The organism is Candidatus Eisenbacteria bacterium (genome assembly GCA_020847735.1).
Classification (GTDB): Bacteria; Eisenbacteria; RBG-16-71-46; order RBG-16-71-46; family RBG-16-71-46; genus CAIXRL01.
In genome coordinates, this window is sequence record JADLBL010000011.1 from 42,377 (window position 1) to 64,828 (window position 22,452).

Annotated in this window: 22 protein-coding genes; 19 read left to right on the plus strand and 3 right to left on the minus strand. The window is 71.0% G+C overall.

Translation table 11 applies throughout. The features are described from left to right. The first annotated feature begins 248 nt into the window (after window positions 1–248). The 6 genes from rho to IT347_04920 all read left to right on the plus strand — a co-directional run bounded on the left by rho (window position 249) and on the right by IT347_04920 (window position 10,653). A complete protein-coding gene (gene rho / locus IT347_04895) occupies window positions 249–1,742 on the plus strand; it encodes a transcription termination factor Rho (GenBank protein MCC6348917.1) in 1,494 nt (497 codons plus the stop codon). Window positions 1,743–1,879: 137 nt separating this feature from the next. After that, on the plus strand, window positions 1,880–2,371 hold the full coding sequence (locus IT347_04900) for a DinB family protein (GenBank protein MCC6348918.1): 492 nt from the start codon (window positions 1,880–1,882) through the stop codon (window positions 2,369–2,371). Between the two features lie 46 nt (window positions 2,372–2,417). Continuing rightward, window positions 2,418–3,368, plus strand: coding sequence for a PD40 domain-containing protein (locus tag IT347_04905; GenBank protein ID MCC6348919.1), 951 nt, complete (start codon window positions 2,418–2,420; stop codon window positions 3,366–3,368). A 253-nt stretch (window positions 3,369–3,621) separates the two neighbouring features. Further along, the gene (locus IT347_04910) at window positions 3,622–3,777 is read left to right on the plus strand and encodes a hypothetical protein (GenBank protein ID MCC6348920.1); all 156 of its coding nucleotides are present in this window, start codon (window positions 3,622–3,624) and stop codon (window positions 3,775–3,777) included. Window positions 3,778–3,787: 10 nt separating this feature from the next. Further along, window positions 3,788–8,251, plus strand: coding sequence for a DUF1929 domain-containing protein (locus IT347_04915; protein ID MCC6348921.1), 4,464 nt, complete (start codon window positions 3,788–3,790; stop codon window positions 8,249–8,251). Beyond that, window positions 8,248–10,653, plus strand: a complete 2,406-nt coding sequence (locus IT347_04920) for a T9SS type A sorting domain-containing protein (GenBank protein ID MCC6348922.1) — start codon at window positions 8,248–8,250, stop codon at window positions 10,651–10,653. The genes IT347_04915 and IT347_04920 overlap by 4 nt, the downstream gene beginning before the upstream one ends. Before the next feature lie 18 nt (window positions 10,654–10,671). On the opposite strand, the gene IT347_04925 is transcribed toward IT347_04920, so the two are convergent. Further along, window positions 10,672–11,004, minus strand: coding sequence for a hypothetical protein (locus IT347_04925; protein ID MCC6348923.1), 333 nt, complete (start codon window positions 11,002–11,004; stop codon window positions 10,672–10,674). A 487-nt stretch (window positions 11,005–11,491) separates the two neighbouring features. On the opposite strand from IT347_04925, the gene rpmE reads away from it, so the two are divergent. The 10 genes from rpmE to IT347_04975 all read left to right on the plus strand — a co-directional run bounded on the left by rpmE (window position 11,492) and on the right by IT347_04975 (window position 18,173). Then, the gene (gene rpmE / locus IT347_04930) at window positions 11,492–11,752 is read left to right on the plus strand and encodes a 50S ribosomal protein L31 (protein ID MCC6348924.1); all 261 of its coding nucleotides are present in this window, start codon (window positions 11,492–11,494) and stop codon (window positions 11,750–11,752) included. Between the two features lie 76 nt (window positions 11,753–11,828). Beyond that, a complete protein-coding gene (locus IT347_04935) occupies window positions 11,829–12,785 on the plus strand; it encodes a DUF1385 domain-containing protein (GenBank protein MCC6348925.1) in 957 nt (318 codons plus the stop codon). A gap of 11 nt (window positions 12,786–12,796) precedes the next feature. After that, on the plus strand, window positions 12,797–13,873 hold the full coding sequence (gene prfA, locus IT347_04940; GenBank protein ID MCC6348926.1) for a peptide chain release factor 1: 1,077 nt from the start codon (window positions 12,797–12,799) through the stop codon (window positions 13,871–13,873). A 154-nt stretch (window positions 13,874–14,027) separates the two neighbouring features. Beyond that, complete coding sequence (locus tag IT347_04945) at window positions 14,028–14,678, plus strand: hypothetical protein (GenBank protein ID MCC6348927.1); 651 nt, start codon at window positions 14,028–14,030, stop codon at window positions 14,676–14,678. A gap of 10 nt (window positions 14,679–14,688) precedes the next feature. Further along, window positions 14,689–15,171, plus strand: a complete 483-nt coding sequence (locus IT347_04950; GenBank protein MCC6348928.1) for a hypothetical protein — start codon at window positions 14,689–14,691, stop codon at window positions 15,169–15,171. A gap of 46 nt (window positions 15,172–15,217) precedes the next feature. After that, window positions 15,218–15,451, plus strand: coding sequence for a hypothetical protein (locus IT347_04955; protein ID MCC6348929.1), 234 nt, complete (start codon window positions 15,218–15,220; stop codon window positions 15,449–15,451). Between the two features lie 26 nt (window positions 15,452–15,477). Beyond that, window positions 15,478–15,741: a hypothetical protein gene (locus IT347_04960; protein ID MCC6348930.1), complete on the plus strand. Its 264-nt coding sequence runs from the start codon at window positions 15,478–15,480 to the stop codon at window positions 15,739–15,741. A gap of 66 nt (window positions 15,742–15,807) precedes the next feature. Further along, window positions 15,808–16,716, plus strand: a complete 909-nt coding sequence (prmC, locus tag IT347_04965) for a peptide chain release factor N(5)-glutamine methyltransferase (GenBank protein MCC6348931.1) — start codon at window positions 15,808–15,810, stop codon at window positions 16,714–16,716. A gap of 117 nt (window positions 16,717–16,833) precedes the next feature. Then, on the plus strand, window positions 16,834–17,700 hold the full coding sequence (locus IT347_04970) for a sulfurtransferase (protein MCC6348932.1): 867 nt from the start codon (window positions 16,834–16,836) through the stop codon (window positions 17,698–17,700). Continuing rightward, window positions 17,697–18,173 carry a SufE family protein gene (locus IT347_04975; GenBank protein ID MCC6348933.1) on the plus strand — a complete coding sequence of 159 codons (477 nt, stop codon included), beginning with the start codon at window positions 17,697–17,699 and terminating at the stop codon, window positions 18,171–18,173. The genes IT347_04970 and IT347_04975 overlap by 4 nt, the downstream gene beginning before the upstream one ends. An 18-nt stretch (window positions 18,174–18,191) precedes the next feature. Here IT347_04975 and IT347_04980 read toward each other — a convergent pair whose 3' ends face one another. Further along, a complete protein-coding gene (locus IT347_04980; protein ID MCC6348934.1) occupies window positions 18,192–18,614 on the minus strand; it encodes a DUF2752 domain-containing protein in 423 nt (140 codons plus the stop codon). Between the two features lie 5 nt (window positions 18,615–18,619). Continuing rightward, window positions 18,620–19,576, minus strand: coding sequence for a DUF1684 domain-containing protein (locus IT347_04985; GenBank protein ID MCC6348935.1), 957 nt, complete (start codon window positions 19,574–19,576; stop codon window positions 18,620–18,622). Between the two features lie 328 nt (window positions 19,577–19,904). On the opposite strand from IT347_04985, the gene murA reads away from it, so the two are divergent. The 3 genes from murA to IT347_05000 all read left to right on the plus strand — a co-directional run bounded on the left by murA (window position 19,905) and on the right by IT347_05000 (window position 22,428). Beyond that, entirely contained in the window at window positions 19,905–21,158 is a 1,254-nt protein-coding gene (murA, locus tag IT347_04990; protein ID MCC6348936.1) for a UDP-N-acetylglucosamine 1-carboxyvinyltransferase, read from the plus strand. Beyond that, the gene (locus tag IT347_04995; GenBank protein MCC6348937.1) at window positions 21,155–21,859 is read left to right on the plus strand and encodes a class I SAM-dependent methyltransferase; all 705 of its coding nucleotides are present in this window, start codon (window positions 21,155–21,157) and stop codon (window positions 21,857–21,859) included. Before murA ends, IT347_04995 begins: the two co-directional genes overlap by 4 nt. A gap of 149 nt (window positions 21,860–22,008) precedes the next feature. After that, window positions 22,009–22,428, plus strand: coding sequence for a hypothetical protein (locus IT347_05000; GenBank protein MCC6348938.1), 420 nt, complete (start codon window positions 22,009–22,011; stop codon window positions 22,426–22,428). Window positions 22,429–22,452 lie beyond the last annotated feature (24 nt).

Genomic DNA, 22,452 nt, shown 5'->3' on the forward strand with positions numbered 1-22,452 from the left:
GCACCCGCCGACAACCGGTGACGCCGGGGCGAAAAGCCCCGCGAATCGATTCCCGTTCTTGACACCGCGCCGCGCACCTCACTAAATTTCACCCGTCGTTCAGGCGCACCACGCCAGCCACGCGCCGCCGACCACGGCCCCGCCCCGCGGGCCCCGAACGCCAGCCTTCCCGATCCCCGCATCCCAGGAGCCGTTCGACCGGTCTCACCGGTCCCAGCCGATCCGTTTCACGCTCCCAGCCACGAGGAATGTCTCCGCAGCATCCGGTTCGCGCCCGTCGCGGACCCGTTCGCGCACCCGAGCCGACCACGAGGCCAGCGGCCCAGCGCCGTCCACGGCCACACCGCCGCACGCGCGCCTTCGGCGTGACGTGGGGCGGCGCCCACTTCCAGCCAAGGCGACCGCGCATGGAACCCCAGGAGATCCCGGCAGCGCCCGAGACCGGCGAAGCCCCCGCGACCCCGTCCGTCGGCACGGCACCGGGCGCGCAGACGCTCGAGCTGCAGGCGCTCAAGGGCAAGACCATGTCCGAGCTGCTGCGCATCTGTCAGGAGCTCGAGATCACCGGCACGAGCGGCCTGCGCAAGCAGGAGCTGATCTTCATGATCCTCGAGGGCCAGACCGAGCGGAACGGCCTGATCTTCAACGAGGGCGTGCTCGAGATCCTGCCCGAGGGCTACGGTTTCCTGCGCTCGGCGCAATACAACTACCTGCCGGGGCCCGACGACATCTACGTCTCGCCTTCGCAGATCAAACGCTTCGACCTGCACACGGGCGACACCGTGTCGGGGCAGGTGCGGCCGCCCAAGGAAGGCGAACGCTACTTCGCGCTGCTGCGCGTCGAGGCCGTGAACTTCGAGAGCCCCGAGTCGGCGAAGGGCAAGATCCTGTTCGACAACCTGACGCCGCTCTACCCCATCGCGAAGCTCAACCTCGAGACCAAGGACCGCTGCCTCGAGACGCGCATCATTGACCTGCTTTCGCCGATCGGCAAGGGCCAGCGCGCGCTGATCACCTCGCCGCCCAAGGCGGGCAAGACGGTGCTGCTGCAGAAGCTCGCCAACGCCATCGCCGAGAACCATCCCGAGGTGGTGCTCATCGTGCTGCTGATTGACGAGCGCCCCGAGGAGGTCACCGACATGCAGCGCTCGGTGAAGGGCGAGGTCGTCTCGTCCACCTTCGACGAACCCGCCGAGCGCCACGTGCAGGTCGCCGAAATGGTGATCGAGAAGGCCAAGCGCCTCGTCGAGCACGGCCGCGACGTCGTCATCCTGCTCGATTCGATCACGCGCCTGGCGCGCGCGCACAACACGGTCGTGCCGCACTCGGGCAAGATCCTGTCGGGCGGCGTGGACGCGAACGCGCTGCAGCGCCCCAAGCGCTTCTTCGGGTCGGCGCGCAACATCGAAGCCGGCGGCTCGCTCACGATCGTCGCGACCGCGCTCATTGAGACCGGCTCGCGCATGGACGAGGTGATCTTCGAGGAGTTCAAGGGCACCGGAAACTCCGAGCTGGTCCTGGATCGCAAGATCGCCGACAAGCGCATTTTTCCGGCCATTGACATCAACCGCTCCGGCACCCGCAAGGAAGAGCTGCTGCTCGCGCCCGACGTGCTCTCGCGTGTCTGGATCCTGCGCAAGTTTCTCAACGAACTGAACCCGGTCGAGGCGATGGAGTTCCTCATCACGCGCATGAGCGACACCAAGACGAACAAGAAGTTTCTCGAGAACATGAACTCCTGATCCTTCAGCGGCTCCGCGCGTGCCGGCCGGCGGCCCGCGCGCGCGGCCGCCCGGCACGCCGTACCCGACTTCCTTGCGAAGTCCCGCGGGCTCGTGCTGCTATCCTGCGTGCGGCGTCCGTTCCGCCCGGAGGATCCATGAAGGAAACCGCACGCATCGCCGACCAGCTTCACCGCAGCCTCGCGGGGCCCGCCTGGCACGGCCCGTCGGTGCTCGAAGTGCTGGCGGGGCTCACGCCGAAGCAGGCCGCCGCGAGGCCGATCTCCGGCTGGAAGAGCATCTGGGATCTGGCGCTTCATCAGATCGTCTGGCAGGACGCGGTGCGTGCGCATCTCGCGGGTCGCTGGCCGGTCATCAAGCTCGGCGGTCCGAAGGACTGGCCGCCCGCTCCGAAACCCACCCTGGCCGCGTGGAACGCGACGCTCGCGAAACTCCGGCGTTCCAACGCGGCGCTCGTCCGGGCCGCCCGCGCGTTTCCCGACTCGAGGCTCGACCGGCCTCTCAAGGAAGGCGCGTCGAGCGCATACGTGCAGCTGCACGGCGCCGTGCAGCACAACCTCTGGCACGCGGGCGAGATGGCCGCGCTCAAGCGGGCGCAGGGTCTGCCGGTGCTGAAGCCTAAGGCGTGACGCGCCCCGTGCCCGCGTCGCCGGGGCCGATCGCGGAAGGGAGCGCGTGCGCGCGGCGCGGCGGGTGAAGTTCGCACGCGTCGCTCTCGCGCTGGCGGCGTTGCTCGCCGGTCTGGCGGTGTCCGTCGCGCCGCAATCCGCCGTTCCGTCCGCGCCGGCGACGCCGGCCGCGCCCGCCACGCCGCCGTCGTTCCGGCAGGACGTCGCCTGGTCGCCCGACGGCCAGACGATCGCCTGGTCCGAGTACTCGATCGTCGAGCCGGACAGCTCGCCGAGCTGGAGCATCTGGAGCTCGACTCCCGCCGGCACCCGGCGCGTGCGCCTCGTTCCGAACGCGCAGTGGGTGGACTTCTCGCCCGATGGCCGCCGGCTCGTCTATGGCGCGCAGGTGGACGGCAACTGGGACGTGTACAGCGCCCGGCGGGACGGGTCCGACGCCCGGCGGCTGACGCGCGACCCGGCGGTGGATCGCGAGCCGGCATGGTCGCCGCGCGGCGACCGGATCGCATTCACCTCGAACCGCGACGGCGCGCAGGAGCTGTTCGTGATGAACGCCGACGGCTCGAACCCACGAAGGCTGACGAACGATTCGACCGACTCGCACAATCCGGCCTGGTCGGCCGACGGCACGAAGCTCGTCTGGTACGCGCGTGACGCGGGCGGCGATCGCCTGCACGTCGCGAGCGCCGACGGCTCGAACGCCGCGGTCGTGCCCACGACCGACGCGGGCGCGATCCATCCCTGCTTCCTGCCCGACGGACGGCTGCTGTTCGCCGGGCTCACCCCGGCGGGCCGAAGGCTGCTGACCACCATCGCGACCGACGGCTCGAACCAGGTCGTGCTGGGAGGAATCGAGGCCTTCTACGCCCGCCCCTCGCGCGACGGCCGCCGCATCGCGTTCCTCGCCGGCGCCTGGCCGCGCTCGCGCATTTGCGTCGCCCGCGCCGACGGCAGCGCCGCGCGAATCGTGATCGGCGACCCGCGCGAGCAGCGGTAGGTCCAGGGTCGGGGGCCGACCCATTCGCCGGATCCTGGACTCGCTCGCAGCATGTCCATGAAGCCGCCGTGAACAATTCCTTCCCAGTTCGACATTCAGCGCGTAACCTTTTCCCACCCCCGAATCGAGCAGGGAGAGGATGTCGTTTCGCACCCTGGGACGGACGCTCGGCGATCCATCGCGGCGTGGCGGTCAGCGGCCCCGGGACGACTCGGCTCATCGCGGGCCGCAGGCCCGTTCGGAGGAGGCCGCCATGCCGTCGTCCGTCACGCAACGCACGTCGCTGCCCGCGCCGGCAGGCACCGGTCGGAAGGTCGTGGTGCTCGCGATGCTTCTCACGCAATTTGCCCCCCCCCGGAACTCGTGCGGCATCCCTGAGCACGACCGGCCGGTGGTCGAGCACGGGTGATCTCGGCGTCGTGGGCACGCACGTCGTGCTGCTGCGCGAGCCGCAGTCGAACGCGGCCAAGGTGTTCCTGTTCGGGGAGTCGGGCTCGAACCAGAAGATGAAGCTGTGGCGATTCTTCGCGGACGACGACACGCTGCGGCTGCCACCGGCGACCTTCGTGGACTCGCTGTCGGTGCTGGAATCGGTCGCGCATCCGGACACGGCGGTGAACGACCTGTTCTGCAACGGACATTCGGTGCTGCCCGATGGGCGGATGCTGTTCCTGGGCGGGAACTACCAGCCGCGGAACGCCTGCGAGACGGTGTACACATTTGATCCGGCGTGGTTCGGCGGGGCGGCGAATCCGTGGACGACGGACGCGACCATGGCGGCCGAGCGCTGGTACGCGACGGCGACGGCGCTGCCGGACGGGCGCACGCTGGCGGCGGCGGGTGAAGCGCGGAGCTGGTTCGGGGCCTACGGCGGCCGCACGAACGCCGGCGCCAGCGACCGCACGTGGCGTTCGCTGGCGTTCGCGGCGCGATACTACTGGGGCGACACGACGGCGGTGCCGGCGGAGATAACGCCGCCCACGGGGCTGACCCGGGTGCGGAAGAACTTTCCGACTGCGGGGCAGTACCCGCGTGCGCGGGAGGACCACGCGCAGGCCGGCATCCCGAGCGGCACGGCGGTGATCTTCGGTGGCCGGCAGGTGGTGTCGGCCGCCGAGGACACGGTGCTGGGAGATGCCTGGCTCGTGCAGCCCTCGCCGCTGCCGAACGATTCGGTCATGACCTGGATCCGGCTCAATCAGATGGACTACGACGCGACCCCCGGCCTGCCCGAGGCGATTCCGTGCCCGCGCACGCGCGCGGCGATGGTTTGGGCGGGCGTGACCTGGGGGGATGCGAGGACGACTCTGACCGGCGCGCAGGACAGTCTGGCCTGCTATCTGTTCGGCGGCCTCGATTCGAGCGGGCACGCGCTGAGCGATCTGTGGCTCGGGCGGGTCCGTCCCTCGGCCTCGCGCCTGGTGGACGGCTACTACCGGCAGGTGCAGGACCTTGCCTGGCAGCGTGTGCTGCCCGACGACACGCCGGGTCGTGCCCGCTACGGCCACACGCTGTGGTTCGACCCGGGCGATGCCGGCGTGAGCGGGGCTCCGTACGCGCGGCTCGTCGTGTTCGGCGGGCAGACGAACGACAGCACCCTCGCTCCGGACAGCCTCTACACCTTCGGTGTGGGCAGCGTCGCGCCGGCGCAGTGGCAGGCATTGCGGCCGGCGACGGATCCGGTCTGGGGCTCGCCGAAGGCGCGCCAGGGGCACATGGCGACGCAGCAGCGGCCGATGCTGCGCGGGGAGTCGCACAAGTTCTACCTGTTCGGCGGCCAGGACGGGCGCGGCAATCTGCTGACGGACGCCGATGCGCGCTGCACCAACGGACTCGACTCGCACCTGTGGGCGCTGAGCCGTTCGGACACGACCGCGGCGGGTCCGAACTACGAATGGGACTGGATCGCGTGGTCGTGCAATCAGAAGCCAGGTCCGCTGCCGCGCGCGCGCGCGGCGATGGCCTACGACAGCTGGAGCGAGCGGCTGGTGGTGGTCGGCGGCGATCTGAACGGCGACGGCCAGGCGGGCGGGCTCACGGACTCGGTGTGGTGCATTCAGGTCGAAAGCTACGGATCCGGGGTCAAGAACAAGTGGTTCCAGCCACCCGTGCGGGCCCGGGGTTTTCCCGCCATGCCGCCGACCAAGGGCCTGTCGCTGCTCGCGTACGGGGACGCGGGCTACATCAACGAGAGCAGCCTGGAAGCGTACGATCCGAGCGGCACGTCGCCGTCGTGCTCGCCGTGGTCGGCGCCGCAGGGAACGTGGACCACCGTGACGAGCCAGGATTCGCTCAGCCAGCGATCCATCTCGGCGTATCCCTACCTGTTCGTGTTGCCGGACGGACGGCTCTTCAACGCCGGTCCGGCCCCGGCGGATCGGCTGGATCAGCCGTACCGGCGGTTCTACAGCCTCGCCACGAACCAGTGGTCGGACGACGCCTCCCACCATTTCATGGATGCCGCGGTGATGGGATCGGCGGTCATGTACCGGCCGGGGAAGGTGCTGCGGGCGGGCTCGCACGGCCCCAGCGACCAGGGTACGGCGCATGCCCGGACCGAAACGATCGAGATCGCGGCGGGGCAGATGCCGGCGTGGGAGGTTTACGGAGGACAAGGGAACGCCCCGTTGACCGCCCGGATGAATCACAATTTGACGTTGCTGCCCACCGGCGACGTTCTGGCGACCGGGGGCGTGACCAAGCCGCTCAGCGATGGCGGCTTGCCTGTCCAGCGCCCACAACTCTGGCGAGTCGGTGCGGGATCCTGGAACGCGATCGGGGACTCGTTGCGAGAAGATCACAAGATCCGCAACTATCACTCGGCCGCACTGCTCCTTCCGGACGGACGCGTGATGACCTCAGGGGGCGAGGATCCGAACCTGGCGGATCGGGTGACGGTGAGCATCTTCGAGCCGCCGTACCTGTTCAGCGGCGATAGCTATGCGCATCGCCCGGCGATCGCCGACGGGCCCGAGGTCCTGCGCTACGGCGAGCCGTTCACACTGACGCTCGCCGACGCGGCCGATCTGGACTCGATTCGCAGCGTCGCTCTGCTGCGGCCGGCGGCAGTCACGCACGGCTTCGACCAGAGCCAGCGCTTCGTGCCGCTGGCGTTCGTGGCGCGGACGGCCCCGGCGCGTCTGCTGGCGTGGGCGCCGCCCGACAGCTTCTACGCGCCGCCGGGTGAGTACATGCTGTTCGTCACCCTCGGCCGCGGCACCGGTGCCAGCTCCTTGCCCGTGCCCTCGCTTGCCAGGTGGGTGACGGTGCGCCGACCTGCGGGCGCCCAGCGCGATTCGCTCGACGTCGTGCCCCCGCGGGGTGGGACGTACATGAACCTGAGCAAGGTCAACGCGTGCGAGAGCACGCCGGCGATTCGGCTGCGCTGGAACGCCCCGGCCGATGACGACACGCTGGCGTTTTCGGGCAAGGCGAGGAGCTACAACCTGCGCTGGACGCTCAACAGCAGCCCGCCGCATTTCAACCAGTGGACGGCGAAGGCGACTGCGGCGCCCCAGGCGGTCTTCGCGACCGAGGAGGTGATGGTGGACGGTCTGCAGGACCAGGTCTGGTACCGGTTTGCTCTGAAGGCGATCGGTGACAACGCCGACAGCTCGGCGCTCTCCAACGAACTCGTGACGAACGCCGTCCAGTGTGACGACGGCGGCAGCTCGGGCGGTGGGGGCGGCGGCCAGTACGGCACTCGTGCCCAGACGGCGAGCCGGGGCGACTTCGGGAAGCCCGGCGCGGGCAGCCCATCCGCGAACGAGAACACGCTCTTCCCCGGCGTGCCGCTCGGCGCACGAGCACGGGACATGCTGCGCCTGCGGCAGCCGCCGGGACTGGTCGGTGGTCAGCGGCGGGCGTACCTCCGCCAGGGCGAGAGCCGCGGGCTGCTCGTCTCGCAGGTGCGACTACTCGCGGCCGACCACGCGGAGGGAACCGAGGTGGTTGTGGCCCCGTCTGGGGAGTTGCGGGCAGGCGTTCGCGCCGCCACGACGCTCGCTCGCGACCGGATGGGGCGCGATGTCACGGCGCGGGCGACCGGTCTTGGAGCCGAGCCGGTCTACGCCGACTCGGGCGAGGTGCTCGAGATCTCCCTGCCGGGGCAGGTGTCACCGGCCGCGCGCACGCTTGTGCTCGAGCTGATGGCAGGCGGGAGCCAGTCGGCCGGCGTGCTCGTCGAGCGCGACCCTGGCGACGGGGTGTGGACACAGTTGGCGGTGGTTCACCCGCGGCGTGACTGGGACGTAACCGCCCTGCCGGAGGTTCGGACCGAACGGCTGCGGCTCACGTTCAAGGGCGCCCATGCACTGCGTTTCGCCGGTGAGCTCGCAGGTGCGAGCGCGGTCGTGGCGCGGCCGGCGCCTCTCGTTCATGCCGTGAGCACTTTCGCCGGTGAAGCGTTCGACGCGGTAGGTGGCACGGTGGACACGACCCTGGCGATGGTCGCGGGCGACACGCTCTCGCTGCTCTTCGGTGATCTGGCGCCGCCGCAGGAGGGCGCGCGCACGTGGCTGCTGGAGGCGACGGGCACGCCGGTGGCGCCTTCGCTGGCGCACTTGCTCGCCGGTCGCCTGGCGAAGGATGAGCCGAGTGGCCTTCCGACCGCCTTCGCGGTTCACCCGGCGGCGCCCAACCCGGCGCACGGCACGGTCCGGCTGGCGTTCGATCTGCCGCGGCGCACGAGCGTTCGCCTGGAGATCTTCGATCCGCAGGGTCGCCGGGTGAGGCGCTTCGACGGCGAGTACGCCGCAGGCCGGCAGGCGTTGGAGTGGGACCTGCGGCACACGAACGGTCCGCGCTTGGCGCCCGGGATCTACTCGTTCCGGGTGGTGGCCGGCACGTTCCGGGCGCAGCGCAAGCTGGTGGTGCTGCCATGAGGACCGAGCACTTCCCCAACTGCTCGTTTCGCGAGCACCACGCGCACCGTCCGTTGTGGACTCGGCGCCACCGAGAAGCGCTCCTTGTCGTGGTGCTTGTCGTCGGAACTCTGTTGGTGCGTGGGGGCTGGGCCCAGACCGCAATGCCAGAGCAACGACTCTCGACCAGTATTTCCACTCGTTACCACGATCCGCAACTGGTGGCTCAAGGACAGGGGGCCTTCGGTGCTTGGGGTGGTGCCGACGCGTACCCGAACAATGTCTCCTACGGAATCTCGATGGACCGTGGCGTCACCTGGACCAATGAGTGGGTATTGCCACTCGCCATTCCTCCTTACTGGGGTGCTCAAGTTCCCTTGGCGATCGCTACGGGGCAAGGGGGAGCCGTGCACCTGCTCGTGGACAACATCGGGCACTTCTACTATCGCCGGCCGGCGCTCGATGTCCCGAGCTGGACGCCAGCGGTTTCGTGCGGCTATGAAGGTGGCGATTACGACCGACCAGACGATTTGCCGGTCATCGGAGCGGACCCTCTCGGTGAACGTGTCTACACCACCTTCACCCGCTGCAACGCACCGTACCAAAGCACAATCTGGTTCCTCCGTTCGTTGAATTCAGGGGCAACGTGGTCATCGCACCTCGACCTCAGCAGTCCGAACTGCAACGGTTCGAGCCTGGTCGTGGGGCCGGACGGCTCGCTTTACGTGACCTGGGTGGATTACGCCCTGGGTCAGGTCCTCATGCGCCGCTCGGCGGACCTCGGCGCGACGTTCTCGCCCCCGAGTGTCGTGACCAGCATGCTCGACAACCTTGCGACAACGCCCGTGGGCTGGAACGTGCCTTTCGGTATGGGACTCCGCAGCTACCCGTACTACCGCGAAGGCCTCGTGCGGGGCGCCCCGAACTTTCCGACGCTCGCGATTGATCGCAGCAACAACCCATCGCGCGGCACCCTCTACCTCGCCTGGGCCGAGCATGCCGAGGGAACGCCCGCGCCCGCAACCGTCACTCATGTTGACACTGAGCTCAACGACACTCCCGCGAACGCACAGATGGTGACGCTCGACAGCAACATCAGCGGCTCGCTCTGGAGCGGCGGCCACACCGGCCCGGTAGACCGGGACTGGTTCGCCTTCGACGGCGCCGCCGGTCAGACGATCCAGCTCGACGGTGACTCCCCGAGCGTCTACGGCAAGGGCTGCCAGCTCCTCGAGCAGCTTCCGGATGGCAGCCTTCTGTCGCTCGCGTGGCTGCTCATGCTCGGAAACCGGGACCTGGAGAACGGAGCCCACGGCAAGGCGCCAGTCGTGACGTTGCCGCGCACCGGACGCTACCTGCTGAGCTTGACCGGAAGCACCATCGAGGCGCCATACTATTTTCTTCGCCTTCGCACCTGGCAGGTGGCTCCCGGATCGGTGGCGCGCGACATGCGGGACATCGTGTTGATCCGCTCGACCGACGGCGGCGTAACGTGGTCGCCCAGGGTCCGGGTCAACCACGACCCGGCGGGAGCGGACCAGCATCAGCCCAACGTGGCCGTGGACGGTCAGGGGCGCGTGTACGTGGCCTGGTACGACCGGCGTGGCTCGGCATTCGGCAACGAAGTGCGCCCCTACGCGGCGGTGTCGGTGGACGGTGGCGCCAGCTTCGGGCCCGACCTGCCGCTTCGCGCGGGCTTCAACCCCTGGGACGGCAGCCAGTCGGCGGAGCTGATCGGCGATCGCATCGCGCTGGCCGCGGGCGACGACTTCGGCATGGTGGCGTGGACGGACTTTCGCGACTGGCCGAACCGCTGCGACATCTATGGGGCGCGCATCGTGGACGTGCCGACGGCGGTGGCGGCGGTCTCCGACCTTGCGGCCGAGCCGGTGGCGGCCGGCGTGCGGCTCCACTGGCGCGTCAATGACCTGCAAGGGCTCTCGGGCCTGGTGGTTCTGCGTAGTGAAGGCAGCGGCTCGGAGGAAGCGGTCGGCTCGGTGACCCTCGCGGGTGGCGCGAGCGAAGCGGAGTACGTGGACGCCGGAGTCGAGCCGGGCCGTGAGTATCGCTACCGGTTACGATTCACCTGGAACGGTGAGGTGCTGCATCTTGGCCCGGTGGACGTGCGCACACCGGCGCGCATCTCGACGTTGGAGTGGCGGGCGAGCGGCCCCAATCCCTTTACGGCTCGGACGACGGTGACGCTGGCGCTGCCTCGGGCCGAAGCGGCTCTGGTCCGGGTGTACGACGTGCAGGGAAAGGTGGTGCGAACGCTTCACGATGAATGGCTTGAAGCGGGCGAGCGCCGGCTCGAGTGGGACGGCCGCGATACCGCTGGGACCGATGTCGCACCAGGATTGTACTTCGTCTCCGCGCAAGCGGGTGGCGGGTCGGTGACGACCAGACTCACGCGGGTCCGATAACTCCGTGGAGGGGTGGGTTCATTCGGTCGGATGCGGAGGAACCCGCGGCCGCGCTTCGATCACCTCGGCCCGCGAGCCGTCCGAAGGTGCGGCGGCCGCGGGCGACGATGTGACGGCGCGCTTTCGCCGTGCGAGTGCGATGATCGCGACAGCCGTCGTCCAGGTCGGTGCGATGCCGACGACCGGAATCAGTTCCGCGATGAGGGTGGGCAACAGCGCGATGTGCCAGCCAAGCATCCAGACAAGGGCCACCGCGACTGCCACGTCGAGCGCATCGTTCAGTGGTGAGAGCGCGCCCTCGACGAACAGGGGCAGTGCCGCGAACTGAACGACGTCGGCGGCGATGGCCACGATCCACGCCGCCGGGGACACGGGCCCTGCGAGGGGGCGGTCGCTTTGCTCCTCCGGATCCGACATGTCGGGGACCATACGCTTCTGCGCCGGGTCCTGTCCCCACCTCGTGCCCGCGATGGCGCTTCCCGCGGCCACGTCGGCCGTTCAGGAGTGATTCTGTCCTCTGACCAGCCGGCGCCGGCTGGGGTTTGAGAACGGTCGGCTCGCGTAACAACGCGCAAATAGACTTGGGATCGGCGAGCGGCGCAGTTTGTCTTCGGGAGGACGGAATCGCGTTGGACTTGGGCGGGACTGGCTTGCGTTGGAGCGGCGCAAAGCAGAGCCAGCCCCCTGCTTGCCCGCGGACCCGCCGCTCGGGCATACTCGCCGCCCTCTTACCACCCCTACCCAGGCGGAGCGCCCGGCACCATCCGCAGTCCCGCGTCGCGCGAAGCGGCGCCGGCCCGGACGCCGGGGAACGCCGCCGCAGCGGAGAAGCACCCAGATGAAGGCAGGCATTCATCCGATCTACGAGATGCGCCCGTTCCACTGCTACGGCTGCGGAGCGGAGTGGAGCACGCGCACCACGCTCAAGCCGCACTCCTCGGACGGCAAGGTTCACCTCGACATCTGCTCGAGCTGCCACCCGTTCTTCACCGGCAAGCAGAAGCTGCTCGACAAGGCCGGCCGCGTGGATCGCTTCCGCAAGCGCTACGCGAAGGTCACGGCCGAGAAGGCGGAGAAGTCCGAAGCTTCGAACGGCTAGCGACGCACATCGGGCCTCCGCATGCCGGTCGCACGGCCGCGCGCGGGGGCCCGAGTCTTTGTCCGCGGAGTTCCCCATGCCCTTCCTGCCGGTCGGCGGCCAGGCGGTCGTCGAAGGCGTCATGATGCGCGCGCCGTCGAAGATCGCGGTCGCCGTCCGCCGCGCGGACGGCACCGTCACGTTCATGGACCGCGCGTTCGAATCGGTGACCAGGCGCCATCGCTGGCTCGGCCTGCCGGTCGTGCGCGGTGCGGTGTCGCTCTTCGAGACGATGTACGTCGGCGTCCTCGCGCTCAACTTCAGCGCCGACGAGGCGGTGAAGGACGAGCCGGTGAAGGACGCGGCGCAGGGCGCGAAGGGCGGGCAGGAAGGAAAGGGCGGACTCGGCGCACTGGTCCAGGGCCTGACCCTGCTGCTCGCGCTGGCGTTGGGACTCTTCCTGTTCGTGGTGCTGCCCGCGCGGCTCACGAGCACGCTCGGCTTTCACGGCCGCGTCGCCTTCGGGCTCGTGGACGGGCTCTTCCGGTTGCTCGCGTTCGTCCTCTACCTGCTGCTCATCTCGCAGTGGAAGGAGATGGCGCGCGTGCTCGGCTATCACGGCGCCGAGCACAAGGCGATCCACGCGGTCGAGGCGGGCGTCGAGCTGACCCCGGAGAACGTCCAGCGTTTCCCGCGCCTGCACCCGCGCTGTGGAACGACGTTCCTGTTCCTCGTCGTCGTCATCAGCATCGTCGTGTTCACGTTCGTGGGGCGGCCGACGAACGTGGCGATGCACCTGGTGCGCATCGCCTGCATGCCGCTCATCGCCGGCGTCGCGTTCGAGTTCATCCGGCTTTCGGGCAAGTACTTCGATCGCCCGTGGGTGCGCGCGGTCACCTGGCCCGGCATGCAGTTCCAGCTGCTCACGACCCGCGAGCCCGACCTGGCGATGTGCGAGGTGGCGATCCGCTCGCTCGAGCGCGTGCTCGACGACGCGACCGTGGTGAAGATGCGCGCCGAAGGCGGCATGAAGGAGCTGAGCTTCATCCAATGATGGACGCGAACATGGCCGAGGCGCTGCGGCGCGTGGAGGAACGTTACGCCGAGCTCGAGACGCTGCTCTCCGACCCGGCGGTGGCGACCGACCCGCGTCGGCTGCGCGACCTGTCCCGGGAGCGCGCGCGGCTGCAGGAGACCGTGAACCGTTCCGCCGAGTACCGTGAAGTCGCGAGGACGATCGCCGACGACGAGCAGGCGGCGGCGTCCGGCGACGCCGAGCTGGCCGAGCTGGCCAACGCCGAACTCCCGGGCCTGCGCGAGCGCGAGGCCGCGCTGGGCGAACAGCTCAAGAAGCTGCTGCTGCCGCGCGACCCGGACGACGACAAGAACGTGATCGTCGAAATCCGGGCCGGTACCGGCGGCGACGAGGCGGCGCTGTTCGCCGGCGACCTCTACCGCATGTACTCCAAGTACGCCGACGCGCGCGGCTGGAAGCACGAGGTGATGAGCCTCTCCGAAGCGGCGGTGGGCGGCTACAAGGAAGTGATCTTCACGCTCGAGGGCGAGAGCGTGTACCGCGAGATGAAGTTCGAGTCGGGCGTGCACCGCGTGCAGCGCGTTCCGGCCACCGAGGCGTCGGGCCGCATCCACACCTCGGCCGCGACGGTGGCGGTGCTGCCGGAGGTCGAGGACGTGGACGTGGACATACGCGAGGAGGACCTGCGGGTGGACGTTTATCGCTCGGGCGGCAAGGGCGGCCAGGGCGTCAACACGACCGACTCGGCGGTGCGCATCACGCACCTGCCGACCGGCGTCGTCGTGACCTGCCAGGACGAACGCTCGCAGATCAAGAATCGGGCGAAGGCCATGAAGGTGCTGCGCGCCCGTCTCTACGACGCGAAACTGGCCGAAGCCCAGGCGAAGTACGCGGCGCAGCGAAAGTCGCAGGTCTCGACCGGCGACCGCTCGGCCAAGATCCGCACCTACAACTTCCCTCAGGGCCGCGTGACGGATCACCGCATCAACTTCACGCTGCACTCGCTCGCGAACTTCATGGAGGGCGAGATCGGCGAGATGACCGAGGCGCTGGTGGTGGCCGATGCCGCCGAGCGCCTCGCGGCGCTCGCCGGCGGCGGCTCCTGACCGCGGCCCGGATCGTCGTGCCGCCGGGCGTCCGTCCCCGCGGGTGACGCTTCGCGCACGGCGCGCACGCCTCGCGGGTGCGCAGCGCGGGGCATTCGCGGCGCTCGGTCCCGGCACGTCCCGTGCTGACTCCCCGCACGGGAGGGTCGCTCGGATGAACGAGCCGCTGATGCTCGAGGACTGGGACGGGGAGGAGCCCGCGCCGCGGGAGAAGGTCGCGTTCTGGCCGGCGTGGTGGTGGCCGGTGCTGGTGTGGCTGCCGCTGGACGGCTGGCACTCGCGCTTCGCGCGCGACCTGCCGCGACGGCTGCCCGCGCCGGACGCGCACGCGTGGTCCTCACCGGAGGTGCTTGCGTGGGTGGCGACCGCCGCGGTGCTGCTGGCGGCGCTGGCCGAGGCCGGCTTCTATGGCATGCTGTGGGCCGCGCGCGGGCGGCGGCTGCCGATCGCGGCGGCCACGGTGGCGGTGGTGCAAACGGGCGTGCTCGAGCTGCTGGCGCTGCAGGTGCTCGACGCGGCGCGGCACGGAGCCGGGCCGTGGGCGGCGGCGCTCGCGGGAGCGCGTGCGTTCGCACCCGACGGCGCCGCCGTGGGCGCCATCGCGATCGCGTTCGGCGGCGCCGGGCTGCTGGCGCTGGCGCGTTGCGCGCTGTGGGCGGAGTTTCAGTCCGCACTCACGGGCAGCCGTTTTCGCGAAGCGTTCGCGCTGACGTGCGCGGTGTGGTTCGCGTCGCACCTCGCGCAGTGGTGGCTGATCGAGTTGTGGGTGGGGAGCGCCCTTCCGGGCCGCGGCCCCTCCGGATGAAGGAGCCCGCGTGGCCGAGACCCTCGTGACCCGGATCAACCGCCTCGCGCTCCTGCTCGCGCTGGTGTTGTTCGTCGGGCTCGGAGCGATGTGGTGGAGGGAGCGTACGCGCCACTACGAGACGCCGCGCTGGCCGGACGCCTCGCTCGCGCGCCTGGTGGCGCCGGGGCCCGGCGCGCCCGCGCGGCGCTGGATCGTCGCCGTGAACCCGGAGTGCCCGCACTGCACGGCGCGCCTCGCCGAGCTGCGCCGCGACGGAGCGGCCGACCACGACGGTGCGGCGCTCGGCGTGCTCCTCGTGGACGTGCCGCGGCGGCCCGATTCGCTGGTGGTCGGCGCGGGCCTGGCGGCCGGCGTGTGGTGGGACTCGGCCGGCGCCTGGCGCCGCCGCTGGGGCCGGCGGGTCTACGGCGAGACGCTCGTCTTCGGACCTGACGGAACGCTCGATCGCGTGCTTTCGCCGACGGAGGACCTCGCGCCCCCTGCGCGCTGACGCCTACGGTTCGCCCCCGCGTGTTCATGGAAAGGGGGTGATCCACATGCGGAAGACTTCCCGCCGCTGGCTCGCTGCGGTGACGATGGCGCCGCTGCTGTTCGCTCCGGTGGCGGCCGTTGCGCTCGCTGACGACGGCGAACCGGAGGTCGGCGCGGGCCCGAGGCAGTTCGTCAAGTACTCGTCCTGCGCCGGCGGGCTCGCGCTCGCGCCCAATCCGGGCGCGGCGTTCGCCGCGTTCATGGTGTGTCTGAAGATGTTCATGGACGAGCCGCTCTGATCCACCCGCCCCTCGAGGAACCTGTCATGTCCCGTTTCGATCGTTCGCGCCGCGCCCTCGTGACGCTCGCCCTCGGCGCGCTGCTTCTGGCCCCGCTCTCGACCCGGGCGCTCGCCGGGAGTGAACCGGACACCGGCGAATCCAAGGCCGGCGTGGTCTTCGCCGTCATCTGCGGAGCGAGTGTTTCCATCAACCGCATGGCTCCGGGAACGCCCATCGTGGTCGCCGTCGGAGCGTTCTCGTGCGCGATGATGGTCGCCCTCGCCTGGGCCGAGCCCGACGTGCCGTGACGCAGGCGCCTTTCGCGGGGCCGGCCGCGCCCCGCGGGCGGCGCGTTCGACTATGCTGACCGCATGATCCCTCCGACCGTGGCGGCCGCGCTGCGTGCGGCCGAGGCGCGCCTGGCGCACGGCAGCGAGTCGCCGCGCTCCGATGCCGCCGAACTGCTGAGCCGCCTGCTGGGCACCGGCCGCGGTGAACTGCGCGCGCTCGGCGCGCGGACGCTGGACGGAGTGCAGGCCGCAACGCTCGAAGCCTGGCTCGCGCGTCGCGAACGAGGCGAACCGGTGCAGTACATCACCGGCCGTGCGGCGTTCCGGCGGCTGGACCTCGCGGTGGATCGCCGCGTGCTCGTGCCGCGGCCCGAGACGGAGGGCCTGGTCGAGGCGGTGCTCGACGCGCTCGCGGCCGAGCGCGACCGCTGGCCGGCTCCGCGGGTGCTCGATCTCGGCACGGGCTCGGGGGCGATCGCGCTCGCCATCGCGGATGAACTGCCGGCGGCCGTCGTGACCGCGACCGACGCCTCGGACGGTGCGCTCGCGCTGGCGCGCGAGAACGCCGCCTCTTGCGGGCTCGCGGCTCGGGTCGCCTTCGCCGAAGGCCGCTGGTTCGGCGCGGTCGCGCAGGACGAACGCTTCGAGGTCGTCGTCTCGAACCCGCCGTACATCGCCGAGTCCGAAGCCGCCGAACTGCCGCGGGACGTTCGCGAGTGGGAGCCCGCGGCCGCGCTTTACTCGGGCGGGGGCGGGCTCGAAGACCTGCGCGAGATCGTGGACGACGCCCCGCGGCACCTGGTCGCCGGCGGGCTGCTGGCGCTCGAGCTGGCCGAGAATCGCGCGCGCGAGGTCGCGGCGTGGTTCGAGGGCGCGCACGACTGGTCCGGCGCGCGGTTGCTCGACGACCTCTCCGGGCGCCCGCGCGTGCTGCTCGCGCGGCGCGAGCGCGGCCCCGCCATCGCTCCGGCGCAGTGGGACGAGGAGCGATAAGCGAGACTCAACGCGGCGCGCGTCACCGCGTGTCCGGCGTCGCGAGCCGGCGGGAGGTGCGCTATCGTGCGTGCCCCGGGTCGCACGCCCTTCATCGGTTCCCCGGAGGCGTACTTCATGAGCGACATCTCGCAGCGCGGCTACGCGCACCCCGACGTGCTGGTCAGCACCGACTGGGTCGCGGCGCACCTCGCCGATCCCGGCGTGCGCGTCGTCGAGTCCAACGAAGACCCGCTACTCTATCCGTCCGGCCACGTTCCCGGCGCCGTCGAAGTGGACTGGGCCGCCGACCTGAACGATCCCGTGCGCCGGGACTACCTGGACCGCGGCGCGTTCGAGTCGCTCATGTCGCGCATCGGCGTGACGCGCGAGACGACGGTGGTCTTCTACGGCGACAAGAGCAATTGGTGGGCGTGTTACGCGTTCTGGATCTTCCAGCTCTTCGGGCACACGCACGCCCGCGTCATGGACGGCGGCCGGCTCAAGTGGGAGCGCGAGGGCCGCACGCTGACGCGCGAGAAGCCGGCCATCGCTCCGACTTCTTACACCGCGCCCGAACGCGACGACACCCACATCCGCGCGTTCCGCGACCAGGTCCTGCGCCATCAGGCGGCGGGGCTGCCGCTCGTGGACGTTCGCAGCCCGCAGGAGTTCAGCGGGGAACGTACGCACATGCCCGAGTATCCGCAGGAAGGCGTGCTTCGCGGCGGCCACATTCCCGGCGCGAAGAACGTGCCGTGGGCACGCGCCGCGAACCCCGAGGACGGGACGTTCAAGCCGGCGGGCGACCTGCGGCGGATCTACGAGGGCGAGGCCGGCCTCGGAAGCGGCGACGACGTCATCGCCTACTGCCGCATCGGCGAGCGCAGCAGCCACACCTGGTTCGTGCTCACCTACCTGCTCGGCTACCCGCGCGTGCGCAACTACGACGGGAGCTGGACCGAGTGGGGCAACTCCGTCGGCCTGCCGATCCAGCGCGGATGAACGGCGTACCCGCCATGCCCGCGCCGCTCGCCGCGCTCGCGGCCGAGTTCGAGCGCATGGATCGCGGCCTGCGCACCGAATCGCTGATCGACTACGCCGACCAGTTCGAGGAGGTCGCTCCGGAGATCGCGAGGCGGCCCTTCCCGGAGCTGAACCGGGCGCCCCGCTGCGAGTCGGAGGCCTACGTGTTCGCGACCGACCGGCCCGACGGAACGCTCGACTTTCACTTCGCGGTCGAAAACCCGCAGGGCCTGTCGGCGAAGGCGTGGGCGGTGATCGTGCGGGAGACCTGTTCCGGTCAGCCGCTCGAGCAGGTGGCGGCCGCGCCGCAGGACGTCATCTACCGCATCTTCGGCCGCGACCTGTCCATGGGGAAGGGCCAGGGCCTGATCGGCATGATGGAGCTGGTGCAGCACGCCGCCCGCGTGCGCATCGAGTGGAAGCGGCGGCACGCGGCCGGGCTCGAGGGCTGACGTCCCGGGGCGCGCGCCTCAGGCGACGAGCCGCGCCCCCCAGACGATCAGCAGCGCCGCTCCGTGCGCGACGGCCCACGCGCGCAGCCAGGCCCGCGGCGGACGCCAGCCGCGGACCAGCGCGAGCGGCGCGAGCAGCCACAGCAGGGCGGCTTCGGCCGCCAGCGGCGCGGCGAGCGGATGCTTCGCGAGCGAGGCGGCCGGCCGGCCGTGCGCGAGCAGCGAGAGCGCCCGCGTCATGCCGCAGGTCGGACACTCGACGTGCGTGACCCGACGGAACAGGCACACGGACCAGGCGGCGTCCTCCGGCGGAGTCCAGGCCGCGAGCAGCAGCCAGGCGCCGAGCATCGCCAGCCCGGCGTTTCGCCACGTCCGCCAGGCCCGCCCGCGAGCCGCGGCGCGCGGGCCCGCGCAGGCCAGCGGGGGGGAGCCGGCGGACATGCGCTTCAGTGCCCCGCCATGTGCGGGTTTCGCGCTCCGGCGCGAATCGCGACCGCGACCGTGTTCGAGCGGGTCGGAATCGGACAGTTGTAGTGGTCGCTGAACGCGCACGCCGGGTTGTAGGCGAGGTTGAAGTCGAGCAGCCAGCGCCCGTCGCCGAGCGGCTCGGGGTCGAGGTAGCGGCCGACGCCGTAGGACTCCCGCCCGGTCGTCGCGTCGCGGAAGAAGATGCTGATGGAGTTCTCGTCCACGCCCGGCTCGAGCAGGCGCTGCGCTTCGAAGCGGCACGGCTTGCCGCCGACGAGCAGGTCGAACCAGCCCACGCGCAGGGCGCGGCGCTCGTTGCCCCGCGTCGAGAGGATCACGACCGTGTCGGCCTTCGGGTCCGGCACGAGCGGGGCGACGAAGCGGTAGGCGAAGTTCACCGGGAACCACGGCATCGGCTTGTAGTCCGCGAAGCGGGGGCTCTTCGGGTCGAACACGATGATGGCCGGGTAGCGCTGGTGCGACAGCCGCACCGACCAGCGGCCGACGCGCAGCATCGAGGGCGGCAGGACCACGTCGCGCACCGCGTCGTGGCCGGCGGTGACGACGCCGACGGGATCCAGGGCCTCGACGTGGAACGAGTCGCCGACCACGGTCGCGCGCAGCGCGTGCGCCGGCATCCCGGGGTCCTCGATGCGAACGTCGCAGTCCGCCGCGCTGCCGACGACGAGCGTGCTCCTGCGCAGGTAGTCCACGCGCCGGACGGTCGCGAGGTACGAAGTCGGGCTGGTGCGAAGCGCTTCGTTGTCCTCGGCGCGGCCCTGCTCGATGAGTCGTGCGAGCGAGTCCCGCTCGGCGGCGGACAGGCGCTCCGGCCGCACGGGTTTCGCCAGCGCGGCGGGCGCCGTCAAGATATGGACGGCGAACAGCAGGGCGAGCGACGCGACGACTTCGCGGCCCGCGGCGGGCACTCTCATGCGATCTCCTCGGGAATCCGGCCGGGTGGGACGGCGGGGAGCATAGGGGCCGGCGGCCGGGATGCGAAACCCTTCGAGAACGGGCAGCTCCGGGCGGGCGCGTTCCGCCACGTGCGTCGCGTGCGCCTCACGAATCCACGGAGCCGATCGCTCGCAGGACGGTTGCGCCGGCCCGCCCGGCTGCCGATAATCCCGCCGACTTCCCTTCACGGCGATTCGCGAGGCCCGGGACGGCCGCGTTCGGATCGCCGACCTTCCCAGGGGCCAGCACATGGACGTCGCCTCTTCGCGCCCGCAGCGCAGGGCCACCGATTCGGACACCGGAACCATGGACGCACTCGTCATCCAGGGCGGCCGCCCGCTGCACGGCCGCGTCGCCGTCAGCGGCGCCAAGAACGCCGCGCTGCCCGTCATGGCCGCGACGCTGCTCGCGCCGGGCGTGCACCGGCTGCGCAACTGTCCGCAGCTCGCCGACACGCGCACGTTCGGCCGGGTGCTCGAGACGCTCGGCGCCGGGGTTTCGTTCGCGGGCGGCACGTGCACCATTGACACGACGAACGTCAGCAGCGTCGAGGCGCCCTACGAGCTGGTGAAGACGATGCGCGCCAGCATCTACGTGCTCGGGCCGCTGCTCGCCCGCTTCGGCGCCGCGCGCGTCTCGCTGCCCGGCGGCTGCGCGTGGGGGCCGCGACCGGTGAATCTGCACCTCACCGGGCTGCAGGCCATGGGCGCGCAGCTCGACATCGAGCACGGCTACATCGTCGGCAAGGGCGTCGCGCTGCACGGCGCGAACTTCAACTTCGACGTGGTCAGCGTCGGCGCGACGGCGCAGCTCATGATGGCCGCGACGCTCGCCGAGGGCACGACCGTGCTCGAGAACGTCGCGATCGAGCCCGACATCACCGTGCTCGGCGACGTGCTCGTCGCCTGCGGCGCGCGCATCGAGGGCCTCGGATCGCGCCGGGTGACGATCCACGGCGTCCGCTCGCTGCGGCCCATCGACACCGCGATCATCGCCGACCGCATCGAGGCCGCGACCTTCGCCGCGGCGGCGGCGATGACCGGCGGCTCCATCACGCTCGAGAACGTAGTGCCCGATCATTTCGAGGCGTCGCTCAGGAAGCTCGAGGAAACGGGCTGCTCGATCGTGCGCGAGCACGACGAGGTCACGGTCAGCGGACCGAAGCGGCCGCACGCGGCCGACGTCACGACCGCGCCGTTCCCCGGCTTTCCCACCGACATGCAGGCGCAGATGATGGCCGTCGCGGCCATCGCCGACGGCACGAGCGTGATCACCGACACCATCTACCTCGACCGTTTCTCGCACGTGCCCGAGCTGGGACGCATGGGCGCGGACATCGACCTCAAGGGGAACGTCGCGGTCGTCAAGGGCGTCGGGCGATTGTCGGGCGCGCCGGTCATGGCGACCGACCTGCGCGCGAGCGCCGCGCTCGCCCTGGCGGCGCTGGTGGCCGAGGGCGAGACGAAGATCTCCCGCATCTACCACCTCGATCGCGGCTACGAGAACTTCGACGCCAAGCTGACCTCGCTCGGCGCGCGCGTCGAGCGCATCCGCGAATGACGCCGCGCGGGCCGTCGCGCGTGCGCGAGCGGCGGAGCGCGCGGCGCGGCCGGCCCGCGCCGGCGGGGCGACGCGCGGAGCCGGGCGCCGAATCCGGCGACAAGCGGTACGACCAGCGATACTTCGATCGCTGGTACCGCCGTTCGAAGCTGGGCGTCGGCGCGCGCGAGTTCGTCGCGCGCAAGGTTCGCCTCGCGGTCGCGGCCGCCGAGTACGTCCTCGCGCGGCCGATCCGCACGGTGCTTGACGTGGGCTGCGGCGAGGGCGCGTGGCGACCGATTCTCGCCCGCATGCGCCCGGGCATCGAGTACACGGGCTTCGACTCCAGCGACTACGCGATCCGACGCTTCGGCCGCCGCCGCAACCTGCACCGCGGTTCGCTCGGCGAGATGGGCTTCGTCGGGCTGCGAGGCCAGTACGACCTGGTCGTATGCGCCGACGTGCTGCACTACGTTCGCTCGCCCGAGCTGCGCGCCGGACTCGCGGCGCTGGCGCCGCACGTCGGCGGCGTCGCGTTCATCGAGGCCTTCACGAACTCCGACCAGATCGAGGGCGACCGCGCCGAGCTTCAGGACCGTACGGCCGCCGTGTACCGGCGGTTCTTCGAGGAGGCAGGACTCGCGCCGCTGGGTTTGCACCTGTACGTGACCCGCCGCGCGTTCGCGAAGCTGGCCGAGCTGGAGCGCGGAGCCGCCGGGTAGGGTGGACCGGGTGCCCGGCCGCCGCGGCGCGATTCCGCACCGCCCCGGGGATCGAAGCCGCGCCATCGGTCACGCCGCGGTCAATCCTCGCGGCCACGGCGGTTCGGGCCGTTGACGCTGCCGCGGCCCGGCCGATAGCTTTGTCGGCCATGTTCTCCCTCGCCCGCCGCCTGAGCGCCTCCCTTGCGCTGTTCGCGCTGGCCCTGTGCTTCCCGCAGGGCAGCCTGATGCTGTGCGCGAGCGAGGGCGGGCACCTGGCGCTCGAAGCGACCTGCGAGGCCGGCGACCTGCCGGTGCACGCCGATGCGCACCCGGCCACCACGCAGGAGCACTGCGACGGCGACGGCGGCTGCGGTCCCTGCCAGGACGCGCAGGTCGGCACCGAGCTTTCGGCCGGCCGCGTCCGCGACTTCGGGCAGGCCGCGCACCTGGTGGCCGCTCCGGCTCCGGTGACGTCGGCGTTCGCCTTCACGCCCGCGCCCGCGGGCCAGTCCGCGCGCTCCAGCGCGACGGCATTGCCGCCGGATCCGTTCTCGCGGGTCCAGGCCGGCAACCGCCTGCGCCTCTGATCGTCCTCCGCGGTCCAGTCCGAA